This is a genomic window from Aequorivita sp. H23M31 (assembly GCF_004022485.1).
GTDB lineage: Bacteria > Bacteroidota > Bacteroidia > Flavobacteriales > Flavobacteriaceae > Aequorivita > Aequorivita ciconiae.
Genome location: NZ_CP034951.1, coordinates 504781 through 517189, shown reverse-complemented (window position 1 = coordinate 517189; position 12409 = coordinate 504781). Strand labels below are relative to the sequence as shown.

Genomic DNA, 12409 nt, shown 5'->3' with positions numbered 1-12409 from the left:
AATAAACTACAAACATTTATGTCTGACGATAAAAAAGTAATCTTCTCAATGTCTGGGTTAACAAAAACCTACCAAAATGCCCAGACTCCAGTTTTAAAAAATATTTATTTAAGTTTTTTCTACGGTGCCAAGATTGGGATTCTCGGTCTTAACGGTAGCGGAAAATCTACTCTTTTGCGCATTATTGCCGGAGAGGAGAAAAACTATCAGGGAGATGTTGTATTCGCACCGGGATATACCGTGGGATATTTGGAACAAGAACCAAAATTGGATGAATCCAAAACTGTTTTGGAAGTGGTTAAGGAGGGTGTTCAGGAAGTTGTGGATATTCTAGATGAATATAACAAAATCAACGATATGTTCGGGATGCCGGAGGTGTATGAAAATCCCGCCAAAATGGATGAATTAATGGATAAGCAGGCAAAACTTCAAGATAAGATTGACGCTACCAATGCTTGGGAGTTGGATACTAAGTTGGAAATCGCGATGGATGCGCTGCGAACTCCAGATCCCGATAAGTTGATTGGCGTTTTATCCGGAGGAGAAAGGCGACGTGTTGCACTATGCCGATTATTGTTAAGAGAACCGGATATTCTTTTACTTGATGAGCCTACCAACCACTTAGATGCAGAAAGCGTGCATTGGTTGGAACATTTCCTTTCAAGTTATAAGGGAACTGTTATCGCCGTGACCCACGACCGTTATTTCCTTGATAACGTCGCTGGTTGGATTTTGGAATTGGATAGAGGAGAAGGAATTCCTTGGAAAGGAAATTATTCCTCTTGGCTAGATCAAAAATCGAAACGATTGGCGCTGGAACAAAAACAAGCTGGAAAACGTCAAAAATCATTGGAACGTGAGTTGGAATGGGTTAGACAAGGGGCAAAGGGCCGTCAAACTAAACAGAAAGCACGTTTACAGAATTATGATAAACTTTTGAGCCAAGACCAAAAACAATTGGATGAAAAACTCGAAATTTATATTCCAAATGGTCCACGTTTAGGTACTAATGTAATTGAAGCTAAGGGTGTAGCAAAGGCATTTGGCGACAAGTTGCTCTATGATAATCTTAATTTTAAATTACCACAAGCTGGGATTGTTGGAATTATTGGTCCGAACGGAGCCGGTAAAACCACCATTTTCAAAATGATTATGGGTGAAGAAACTCCAGATAAAGGTTCATTTGAAGTGGGTGAAACTGCTCAAATAGCTTATGTGGATCAGGCACATAGTAATATAAATCCTGATAAAACTATCTGGGAGAATTTTAGCGATAGTCAGGAATTGATTATGATGGGCGGAAGGCAGGTAAATTCCCGCGCTTATTTAAGTCGCTTTAATTTTAGTGGTAGCGAGCAAAACAAAAAGGTTTCAATGCTTTCAGGTGGTGAAAGAAACCGCCTACACTTAGCGATGACTCTTAAAGAAGAAGGAAACGTGCTGTTGTTGGATGAGCCAACAAACGATTTGGACGTAAATACGCTGCGCGCCCTTGAAGAAGGATTGGAAAACTTTGCAGGATGCGCCGTAGTTATCAGTCACGACCGCTGGTTTTTGGATCGTATTTGTACCCACATACTCGCCTTTGAGGGAAACAGTGAGGTATATTTCTTTGAAGGCGGATTTACGGATTATGAAGAAAACAAAAAGAAACGACTAGGTGGAGATTTAATGCCAAAGCGTATTAAGTACAAAAAACTGATAAGATAAGATATGTGGAAAAACATCATTATTGTAGCCATAGTATTCACTTTGGCATCCTGTGGATCCAGTAAAAAAGGAGCACAAGCGTCAAAGGAATCCAACAAGATTGTTTTGGGAACGGAGACCATGGCGTATAAAAGTTTGGGAAATGGAGTAGCCTCCATTTCCCTCAAATTATACGATAACGATACTTTTAAATTTGACTTTAAAAGTATTCCCCAACCAGAAACGGATGAAAAGGAAGTGAAGATTTCCGAAAAGGGAACATTTACTTCAGATGGCGCCTGGAAAACGCTTTATTTTAAAGATCCGAAATTTTTGCTTGCCGCAATTTTTGATACCGATTTCGGTTCAGGAAAAGAGTTTGATGTTATAGACGAAGAACACGTTAAAATCGATACATCGAAAAAATCACTCTCAATTTGGGGAGTTGTTTGCGATAAGGAATAGGGAGTGAGGTTCTTCCTGGGCTCCGCTCAGGAGCCCTAGTTTGGGGTGTAACTCGTAAAGTGCTATTGATTACCCTCAGAATTTGTAGCCAAGAAAATAAATTCTTTGTTGAATTATTTCGAGTTATTTTCCAAATAATATCTTTCAATTATTTCATCGGAAGCTTTGATGGTATTCTTTGCCCATTGCATTTCTATTTCCAATTTTTCGCCCTCCGAAAGCTGCCATGGAATATTGCTTAATTTTATATGTGACACAACACTTTGCAGAATTATGGCAGCAGAAACGGAAATATTTAGACTTTCGGTAAAACCATACATTGGTATTTTTAGATAACCATCGGCATTTTCCATTACCGTATCGCTTAACCCATCATTTTCTTTTCCGAAGAAAAACGCACTTTTCTTTGTAAAATCAAATTCGTGAAGCAAAGTGGAATTGTTATGGGGCGTTGTTGCAACAATTTGATATCCTGAATCTCGAAGACTTTTGATGCAATCTTTTATAGAATTGTATCTGTTCAATGATACCCATTTCTGTGCGCCCATAGCGATTTCCTTGTCAATTCTCTTACTCACCCTTTCTTCTACCACGTGTAAATCTTGAATACCAAATACATCGCAGGTCCGCATCACTGCACTGGTGTTATGAAGTTGGTATACATCCTCGGTAACTACGGTAAAATGACGAGTTCTCTCAGACAGAATTTCTTTAAATCGTTCTTTTCGCTGTGCCGTCAGATAGGTTTCTAAATATCGAAGTAATTCTATATCCAAAACTAAAAGGTGTTGGGTTAATGTGAATTGTGGCTTATCAATAATTTTAAATCAATAGCGTCCTAAACGTTTTAAAAATAGAAGGAAATTTTTGTTCCCCAAAGTCTCCCTTTGAGGTTCATCACAAAAAGCCCTTCTCTGATGGTAAATATAACGTTGTTTTCGCAAATAAACTCAAAACTTGATACCTCAAGATTCAAGAAACTAGTTAGGTCGCACCAAAGCGCCAAGCATCAAAAGGGGTTTGACAGTTGGTCGAATCTGGTCTTAATGCTATTCTGCCAGTTTGCCAAAAGCCAGTCCCTGCGGGACATAAGCAACGGCCTGCGCTCTGCCGGTAATCTCAACCATTTAGGGATGCAACAGGCCTCTGAAGAACCCACGGTCGGTTATCAGAACAAAAATAGAAACTGGGAGCTTTTCAGGAATTATTTACGTCCTGATGGAAAGTCTGGGACAACAGGCTCATATGAAGCGGACCAAATTCAAGATCAAATCAAAAATATTCCTGTTGGATGCCACCACCATAAGTCTTTGTTAAAACATTAAAACCACAGGCAAAATAAAAGTATACGTTTTTTTTGATACTATTATATCTTTTGGTGATCTCACAATTTATTTCAACCGATTCGATAACTTACGACTTTAGATATTGATTACACGACGTCTCGAAAAACACCACTACAAGTCCAATTTAGTTTTAGAGATGTAATAAATAATATGTAGTCAATTATCTTCGCATATGGAGATTGGGTTGAAGATATTCATGCAATCTCAACCCAGGGAGAACCTATTTTTTCACAACTTTGAAGACTTTGACTTCTCCAATTTCAGTAATTATTTTACACATATAAATACCTGGTTTCAGTGTGCTTATATCAATTTTTCCATTTTGCAACTCATTAAAGGAAAGCACCATTCCTCCTGCCATGTTGTATATTTGAATAGATCTAATTGTTTTTTGTAATTTTATATTAAGGAAATCACTTACCGGATTCGGATAAAGGGCTATTTCAAATGAATTTACGTCCTCTATACTCAATGTTTCACATGTTCCCTCCACTGTCATAATACCTTCAGTATTATCACTATGAGGCATCCATTCACCTCCGGCAGATGGCCAATTCACCCACTGTGGATTAGAAGGGCCATTTGTATACAAAGCTGTATTCCAAAAAGCAATATCACCTGTTGAAAATAATTCAGAGGCAATACTTATCCAATAAAATTTCATTTCATTTGTATTATTAATCAATAAAACATTTGCAAAAGAAAGATCAATAACCACTCTATATAAAGACCAATCATCTATAAGTGTAGCTTCAAAATCACCTTGATTAAAAATATAGGCAGAACCAATTTCAGAGCCAACTCCTCCAGAACCATTATCTTCATGCAATTGAATAGTAAATCCAGTTGGATAACCGTTCTCTGCAAATGCTTCAAATGTGAGCATTTGAAGATTGAAAGTAGAATATGGATCTATTACGACATCATTTGCAACTTTGTTACCGGTTGAAAATGCTAATCCCATTTGAAAAATAGGGCGATCAATACCATATTCCTGAACACAGTCAACAGCTGGATCTGAAGGTATTACAACTTCAACATTATTTTGAGAAGTAAGATAATTTTGTTGAGAATAAAGAAAACTAACTCCTAAAGACAGGAGAGTAAACAAGGAGGTTTTTAATGATTTCATGATTTATACATTTTAAGTTATTTACACAATGATACTTTAAAACACCTCTTTGGTAATAAAATTCCATCGTTAAAAAGCGAACGTTTTGTAAAATACAAGTTTTGAGAGTAATCAGATAAATAATTGTAAGCCATTTGACATCTGAAATGATGCAATCAGAAATCTTTAGTTTGAAATGTTTATAGTTTGGAGGTTTAATAAATATTCGTAAAGCGAAATGTCTTCTTTTTCGACTCCCATTTTTTTGATTATGCGGTTTTTTCTTGCGCGACATGCGTCATATGTGATATTAAAAACAGAACTTATTTCTTTTAGATTCAAATTCATATACACATAGCTCAGGAAGCGCAAGTCCCTTGCTGTTAATTTAGGATGTTTTGTTTTGAGGTTATTCAGAAAGTCAGAATTTACGCTTTCAAAGTGCCTCATAAAATCTTGTTGTGCGTCATCAGTTTTTAAAAAAGATTTCATTTGCCTAACTGTTTCGTTATAGTGTGTGATATCTCCTTCATTAAGAGAATTTATTATTTGACGAATCAGATTATTTCTATCAGTTTGGTAAATAGTTTTGACGAAAATTTCTCTATTTTTCTGTGCTATCTTGTTTTTTAATTGTTCTTGCCTTAATAAAGCTTGATGTTTTACTGCTTTCAAATTTTCTTCCGTAAGAATTTGCTCTTTTTTTCCCTTTTCAAGTTTTAAATTTGTGATTATCATTTTTATGTTTTTGTCGTTAACCCAGTTTTTCATAGTTTTATAAATAAATAAAGCTATAAAAATGACGAACACAATTGCACCAGCAAATATTATTCTTTCCGTTTGTTGTTGTTGTTTTTTATTGGTAAGTTCAGTTTGGTATTCAAAAACTTTAAATTTCACCTTGTAAGTTTCAAATAAACTTCTATTTATTGTTGCATTAAGAGAATCCTTGGCTTGATAAGTAGAATCTTTATAGGCAAGGGCTTTGGGATAATCTCTTTTTTTTAGGTAAAAATCTGAAATGTTATTATATAATTCAACTTTATCTACTAAATCTACATTATTCTGTAGTCCTTTTTTTGAATAGTAAATTGCCAGATCATAATTATCCTTCTTAGCGTAAATTTCACTTAAAAAAATAATAATGCATGAATAGCACTCTTTCCTATAATCTTCTTCTTTTCCCATAATCAATTCATTATGGATATCATTCACTATATTTAAGGCTTTATTTATTTCCCCTTTCTTAAAAATCGATTCTGCATAAACTTTTTTCCACATCAAATCGAACCCTATATTCCTAATACTATCTTTTTCTTTTTTAAGTATTTTTAAACTTTCATCAGGTAGGTCAAGTTTGTTATATACATTTGCAATATTGATAACCGTATATTTTTTAATCTTAAATTCAATTTCGTCAATAGGTTCGTTAATCAGATTGTATGATTTTAACATGTAATACAAAGACTCTTCGTATTTTTTTTCCGTTTCATACAAAACTCCTATCCCTGTAAGAGGTGCAGCTCCTTTACTTATAAGTATTTTGACGTTTTGAGTTAATTTGAATGACTCTTGAAAATAATTAAGAGCTTCTGCATAATTGGAGATATAAAAGTATAAAAATCCAATATCATGTTTAATCTTCCATAATAAATCGTTCCATCCATTTACTGTAGCAAAAGATTCTGCTGTCAGAAGTTTTTCAAGAGCATTGGCATAGTCTTTTTTATCGATATCCTGAACTCCATCTTCAATCAATTTCACACATCTCTCTCGTTTGTTTTTTTCTTCGATATTAGGATTAGGAAATATAATACTCGTAAATAAAAATAAAAAAAACAGAATATAATTTTTATTCAGTACGAATCTAATAAAATAAAACACAAAATTTTTCATTTTACAATTACGTGATAATTAACTATAATTGGTTATTGATAACAAATCAATATCGCCCTAAAGGTTTAAAAAATAGAAGGAGATTTTTATTCCTCAAAGTTCACCTTTGAGGAACAAAAAACCCCGTTCTCTGGTGATAAATATAATGTTGTTTTCTCAAATAATCTTAAAATTAGATATTTCAGAATTCAAGAAACTAGTTAATTCACACCAAAGACGATCATCAAAAAGGGGTTTGACAGTTGGGAGGCAGCAATCTTTTCAGGGACATAAAACAGCAATTGCACATAAAGTCTTTTATCGGAACCAGTGAGAATGCGGTGATGATACAGATATGGACCGCATTGATAACCATTCTCATCCTAAAAGCATTAAAAGCTCAGGCAAAGCATCCTTGGTATCTGTCAAATCTGGTGGCCTTTATTAGGCTTAATCTTTTTGTGAAGGTGGATTTGCACAAATGGCTTGATAATCCATTTGCAAAGGAACAACCTCCACCCAATAAATATATACAGGGGGTTCTTTTTTGAAAATCAGTCAAAACCTTGAAGTAAACCAGTAAAATGGTTAGATTTAGTGTGTCTTAAATTTATTTAGGACAGGATTGATTTTAAATTATTAATTATCGATTTGAATGGGTGAATCTATTTTGCGAAGATAAAAGTAATTGTCTATTTTAAAGGACTATTATTACCTTGCGTAATAAATCATATATAAACTAAAAAATAAGAAATTGAAAATAGTAGTTCTCACCGGTGCAGGCGTTAGTGCGGAAAGCGGAATAAAAACCTTTAGGGACAGCGGCGGCCTCTGGGAAGGACATGATGTTATGGAAGTGGCCTCACCAGAAGGATTTGCCCGAAATCCAGAAGTTGTATTGGAGTTTTATAACGAGAGGAGAAGACAGCTTTTAAAAGTTCAACCTAATGCGGCTCACAAATCACTAGCTGAATTAGAAAAATATCACGAGGTGACAATCATAACCCAAAATGTGGATAATCTTCATGAAAAAGCAGGAAGTACGAATGTAATCCATCTCCACGGAGAGTTGATGAAAGTTCGGTGTATAGAGGATGAGAATCTAATTTTGGAATGGGAGAATGATTTAAATCTGGGCGATCTATCTAAAAATAATCACCAACTCCGTCCGCATATAGTATGGTTTGGAGAAATGGTACCTATGATAGAAGTTGCGGCAGAAGTTGTGGAAAAAGCAGATGCAATAATTATCGTCGGAACCTCAATGCAAGTGTATCCGGCGGCTGGTTTGGTGCAATATGCTAAAGACAATATTCCCATATACTTTGTAGATCCTAAACCGTCGATTTCGGAAACCAGAAATATCACCGTTTTTGCGGAGAAGGCATCCACAGGTGTTCCGAAAGTAGTTCAAATTCTAGCTCAAAAGGAATAAATAAAAATGATTGTTTTTAGAATCGTTATTTTTAAAAATATCAAATCATATTGAATAAAGTTTGAATTGGAAATCTATAGAAAAAATAACTCCTCGCTTTGAAAAAAGATTTTATCTCCTCAACCTTAAAAAACTTATGCAGGCCAGAAAATATCATTCTGATTTGTGCCTTCTTTTTTTCCCATCAGTCTTTCGCCCAAAAGCAATCACGAATAGATAGTCTTCAAACGATTTTTCAGTCAGAAACCAACGATTCCCTTAAGGTAATTCACGAAATTACTCTGTCAAAGGAGATCCATCGGCACAAGCATAACATCGACCTTGAATATAAACACGCCCAAAGCGCGGCGGACCGGGCTCTAAAAATTAAGGACACCCTTTTATATGCCAGAGCACTTGATAATCTGGGATTACTTTATCGATATCACGAACACTATGATGAAGCGCTAACGCTACACGCAAAAGCCTTTGAACTGATAAGGGAAAGAGATGTAAAGCCACTATATAAGATGATCTTCGCCAATAATGCAGGGGTAGCCGGACGATATAACCATAACTACGACAAAGCCTTCAATTTTTATCTTCAAGCTTTACAAATTGCCGAAACCGAGAACGATCTTAAAAACATCGCTATTTCCAGCAATGGTATAGGGAACACCTTAAGTAATATTCCGGGTCGGGAAAATGAAATCATGTTCTATTTTGAACGTGCTCTTGAGGCAGAAAAAGCTAGAAATAATAGCTTGGGTATGGCCATGAATTATCTGTCTATAAGCGGATATTATATGGATATTGGAGATTATCAGACAGCGCGAAAATATTTAGATGATCTATTGGCAATCAATACAGAGAGAAATGATTTGTTTGGTTTGGCTATTACTTATGAATTTAGAGGAATTTCTTATCTAAAGGAAGAAATCGATCTCGACAAGGCCGTTTCCTATTTCAAAAAATCTGTAGATCAATTCAAAGCCCTCAATAATGAACACAAGGAAGCGGCCTTATTGGTGCATTTGGGAGACACATATTTGAAAAAGGGCGAATTGAATAGAGCTGAGAATTTTTATCAGCAATCATTGAATCTCTCCAAAAAATTGGGCTCTTTTGGTTTAATAAGTTCAAATGCCTCCAAGCTTTCCTCATTGTCTGAGAAAAAAGGGGATGCAAGATCTGCTTTGGAATATTACAAATTATCCCATGTTTATAGGGACAGCATTAATTTAAATGAACAAGCCGTACAAATTGAAGCTTTAAAAAGGAAATATGATTTGGAAAGTAAGGAGAACCATATTCAACTATTAGAAAAGGATAAGGATCTTCAACAAGCGGTTTTAAATAGTCAGAAAGAACAACTACAGAGAAAGCAAATAGTCAATATACTTCTCGGAATTGGCTTGTTGGCTATCTTGATAATTTTTGTTTTACAATTCAGAAATTACAGAACGCGAAAAATTACCAGTGCGAAAATAAATCTTGCAGAGAAAGAAAAAATGCAGACTATTTATGAGCGTAACTTGGCTCAAGCCGAAATTTTGGTAACGCGTCTCCGGGTAAATCCACATTTTTTATTTAACAGTCTTAATGCCATAAATTACCTAATTCAGAGTGGACAGAATGATAAGGCCGTTCAATATCTGGAAATTTTTAGCCATTACACTCGCATGGTTTTGGATACTTCCAACCAACAACTTATCCCACTTGAGGATGAATTGGAACTATCTGAACATTATCTTTTATTGGAGGAAAACCGTTTTGAAAACAACTTTTCTTTTTCCATTGTTTCCGAAGATGTTGAAGATATAGATTCTATTTTAATTCCGCCGCTGTTATTACAGCCATTTCTTGAAAATGCGATATGGCATGGATTACTAACTAGTCCTAGGGAGGAAAAAATTTTGGAGGTAAGAGTGGTACATAAGGAAGATCTAACTCAAGTCATTATTGAGGACAACGGAGCGGGCCGAAATAATAAGCCAAAAAGAACTTCGATTAAAACGCACAAGAGCATGGGAGTGCAAATTATAAATGAACGTATCGATCTTTATAATAAAACCCATTCGGGACAAATAAGTTATGATATCGTCGACAAAAAAGATGAGAACGGGAATTCCTTAGGCACCCAGATAATTTTGAATTTAAAAGACACGGCAGATCATTTTCCTTTCTATAAGGGTAGCCCAATGGCGGACAATTTGAAAGCGATTTAGCATCATTAAAGATGGATTCAGTTGTAATTCTTATTTTTTCAGAATGAAATATTGTCCTATCTCAATTAATAGAGGTGGAATGCCCCTAATCGAAAAACCTCACTAATAAATTTATCAGTGAGGTTTTTTCAATTATATATTTCAAGCCTTGTCACGGGGTTGATGTTTTCCCTGTCGTTGTTGTTCCTGGGGATTTACTTTTTTTCCCTCAGTAGCTTTTCGGTTGATGGCCTGTTCTTTTTTGGCTTGTTTTTCTTTTTCTAAATCTTTTTCATGCTTGTCCATTTCTCAGTCTTTTATTTAGTGAATCCCTAAGTTACGTAACCTCGCTAGCAACTTCAAATTTTTAAAATACAATTAACAACCCAATAATTAAGCGCCATAAAAGGGATTACAACATTAACGGTTGAATTTGTAATATTCGAGATAAGGGTGGGGAGTGTTGTTTAAGGAATGAACTATTGCCTCCATTCCCATTACACTAAAAGTAATTCCATTTCCACCAAAGCCAAGAATATAATGTTCGTTACTCTGAGGATCTTCTTTACCAAAATACGGTAAGCCATCCTTGGTTTCACCAAAAGTTCCCGCCCAGGAATAATCCGCTACGAAAGGAATTTTGGGGAAGCATTTTTTAAAAGCCTTCACTAATTCTTTTTCTTTTTTCGGAAGAAGGGCATCACGCAATTTCGGATTTCTAAAATCACGATCGCCACCTCCCATCATAATTCGCCCATCACTTGTACTCCGGAAATATAAATAAGGAGAATCTGTATTCCAGTAGAGCGTATTCTGGAAAGCATTCGGCATAACTTCATAAGCTTCGGATACCAAGGCGAAGGTGCTCTTTAATTTTACAATATCCTTCTTAACTGTATTTGTACTTTCGTATCCGGAACAATGGACAATAGCATCTACATCGATGATAAACCCGTCGTTGGTTTTTCCTTTTATTTTATTTTCCTTTTGCTTAATATTTTCAATCGTAGTGCGATCATAAATTTTTACTCCTTTATTACTTAAATATGATAGGAGATCATTTGTGAATTTATAGACATCCATCCGTGCTCCGGAAGTAGAATCAATTGCACCGTACCCCTTTAACCCCAATTTTTCCAAATCGTCTTTTTCAAGCCATTTCACCTCAAATCCATGTTCCTTTCTAGCTTCAAATTCTTTTTTCAAAAAATCCACATCTTTTTTTGTTGATGAAAAATATATACTGTTCTGATATTTGAATCCACAGTCACTTTTAATTTTGTTTACAATTTTTTTGAGGTCCTTAATTGATTTCTCGCAATTCTGATAGCTGGAAACTGCTGGGGTAAGACCAATTTGATTTATTAATTCATGTAAAGGTACATCTATTTCATATTGAAGAATAGAGGTGCTTGCTGCGGTGCTTCCGTTACAAACATCGCGCTTGTCTACCATCACGATTTTTTTCCCCTCCTCCAATAGTTGGTAAGCAATCAGAGCTCCGGTTATGCCTGCGCCAATTATAAGAATCTCGGAGGATATGGATTCTTTGAGTGAGGGATAACTACTTTCGAGGGAATTTACTATAAGCGAATAAGGCTCGTTTGAACGTACATCCATATTTTTTTTATTGAAAGTTATATCAATATATATTATGAAATCTGATTTTAAGAATAAATTGGCATTCGCTTTTTGACAGCGTTAAACACGTCCTAATTATGAAATTCATAAGAACATTTGGGCCACTTGGTATATATCTTTATAGAAATGAAAATTTAAAAAATCAAAAATTATGAAAACCACAAAAGAAAATGTTGAACAAGAAATTCATGAGGAGATAGTAAATAATCTCCAGGATTTATTAGAAAAGAACTATGACGCCGAGAAAGGTTTTACAAAAGCAATGAAAGACGCGAAAAGTCCCAGCTTAAAAAACTTCCTAATGAAACAAGCTGCCCAGCGCAGTCGGTTTACGACTGAACTCACTCAAGAATTGCGAAATCTTAATGAAGAGCCCAAAGAGAGTGGAAGTTTCACTGGAGATCTTCACAGAGCTTGGATAGATATTAAAAGTTCTCTTGCAGGAAATGACGATGAGGCAGTTTTGGAAGAGTGCATAAGAGGCGAAAAGTCCAGTGCAGATGAATACGAAGAAAAACTAAAAAAATATAGTTTTCCTCCCAAGATTTCACAGGTACTTCAAAAACAATCAGGTGAAATCCATCAGACTCTTTCACGAGTTAAGAGATTGGAAGATCTTGCTGATATGGAATAATTAGCTTCTCCAAAATGGAGAAAGGAA

Annotated in this window: 12 protein-coding genes; 7 read left to right on the top strand and 5 right to left on the bottom strand. The window is 35.3% G+C overall.

Features of this window, described 5'->3' with window-relative positions; genetic code table 11:
• The first annotated feature begins 18 nt into the window (after nt 1–18).
• Entirely contained in the window at nt 19–1710 is a 1692-nt protein-coding gene (gene ettA / locus EI546_RS02380; protein WP_128249040.1) for an energy-dependent translational throttle protein EttA, read from the top strand.
• Nucleotides 1711–1713: 3 nt separating this feature from the next.
• A complete protein-coding gene (locus tag EI546_RS02375; RefSeq protein WP_128249039.1) occupies nt 1714–2154 on the top strand; it encodes a hypothetical protein in 441 nt (146 codons plus the stop codon).
• 113 nt (nt 2155–2267) lie between these two features.
• Here EI546_RS02375 and EI546_RS02370 read toward each other — a convergent pair whose 3' ends face one another.
• Complete coding sequence (locus EI546_RS02370) at nt 2268–2930, bottom strand: TrmH family RNA methyltransferase (RefSeq protein ID WP_128249038.1); 663 nt, start codon at nt 2928–2930, stop codon at nt 2268–2270.
• A 141-nt stretch (nt 2931–3071) separates the two neighbouring features.
• On the opposite strand from EI546_RS02370, the gene EI546_RS16410 reads away from it, so the two are divergent.
• On the top strand, nt 3072–3479 hold the full coding sequence (locus tag EI546_RS16410; protein WP_240673142.1) for a DUF4372 domain-containing protein: 408 nt from the start codon (nt 3072–3074) through the stop codon (nt 3477–3479).
• Between the two features lie 241 nt (nt 3480–3720).
• Here EI546_RS16410 and EI546_RS02360 read toward each other — a convergent pair whose 3' ends face one another.
• Together EI546_RS02360 and EI546_RS02355 are read right to left on the bottom strand one after the other, a co-directional pair.
• A complete protein-coding gene (locus EI546_RS02360) occupies nt 3721–4632 on the bottom strand; it encodes a T9SS type A sorting domain-containing protein (RefSeq protein ID WP_128249037.1) in 912 nt (303 codons plus the stop codon).
• A gap of 165 nt (nt 4633–4797) precedes the next feature.
• Entirely contained in the window at nt 4798–6375 is a 1578-nt protein-coding gene (locus tag EI546_RS02355; protein ID WP_128249036.1) for a tetratricopeptide repeat protein, read from the bottom strand.
• A 374-nt stretch (nt 6376–6749) separates the two neighbouring features.
• Between EI546_RS02355 and EI546_RS02350 the strand changes: the two genes are divergently transcribed.
• The 3 genes from EI546_RS02350 (at nt 6750) to EI546_RS02340 (ending at nt 10128) form a co-directional block, all read left to right on the top strand.
• Nucleotides 6750–7037, top strand: coding sequence for a hypothetical protein (locus tag EI546_RS02350; RefSeq protein WP_240673141.1), 288 nt, complete (start codon nt 6750–6752; stop codon nt 7035–7037).
• A gap of 203 nt (nt 7038–7240) precedes the next feature.
• Complete coding sequence (locus EI546_RS02345; RefSeq protein WP_128249035.1) at nt 7241–7921, top strand: SIR2 family NAD-dependent protein deacylase; 681 nt, start codon at nt 7241–7243, stop codon at nt 7919–7921.
• A 98-nt stretch (nt 7922–8019) separates the two neighbouring features.
• The gene (locus EI546_RS02340; RefSeq protein ID WP_128249034.1) at nt 8020–10128 is read left to right on the top strand and encodes a tetratricopeptide repeat protein; all 2109 of its coding nucleotides are present in this window, start codon (nt 8020–8022) and stop codon (nt 10126–10128) included.
• Nucleotides 10129–10269: 141 nt separating this feature from the next.
• Here the strand turns inward: EI546_RS02340 and EI546_RS16105 are convergent, their stop codons facing one another.
• Complete coding sequence (locus tag EI546_RS16105) at nt 10270–10413, bottom strand: hypothetical protein (protein ID WP_164905150.1); 144 nt, start codon at nt 10411–10413, stop codon at nt 10270–10272.
• Nucleotides 10414–10527: 114 nt separating this feature from the next.
• Entirely contained in the window at nt 10528–11727 is a 1200-nt protein-coding gene (locus EI546_RS02335) for an NAD(P)/FAD-dependent oxidoreductase (protein ID WP_128249033.1), read from the bottom strand.
• A gap of 172 nt (nt 11728–11899) precedes the next feature.
• On the opposite strand from EI546_RS02335, the gene EI546_RS02330 reads away from it, so the two are divergent.
• Nucleotides 11900–12382 carry a ferritin-like domain-containing protein gene (locus EI546_RS02330; protein WP_128249032.1) on the top strand — a complete coding sequence of 161 codons (483 nt, stop codon included), beginning with the start codon at nt 11900–11902 and terminating at the stop codon, nt 12380–12382.
• Nucleotides 12383–12409: the final 27 nt, after the last annotated feature.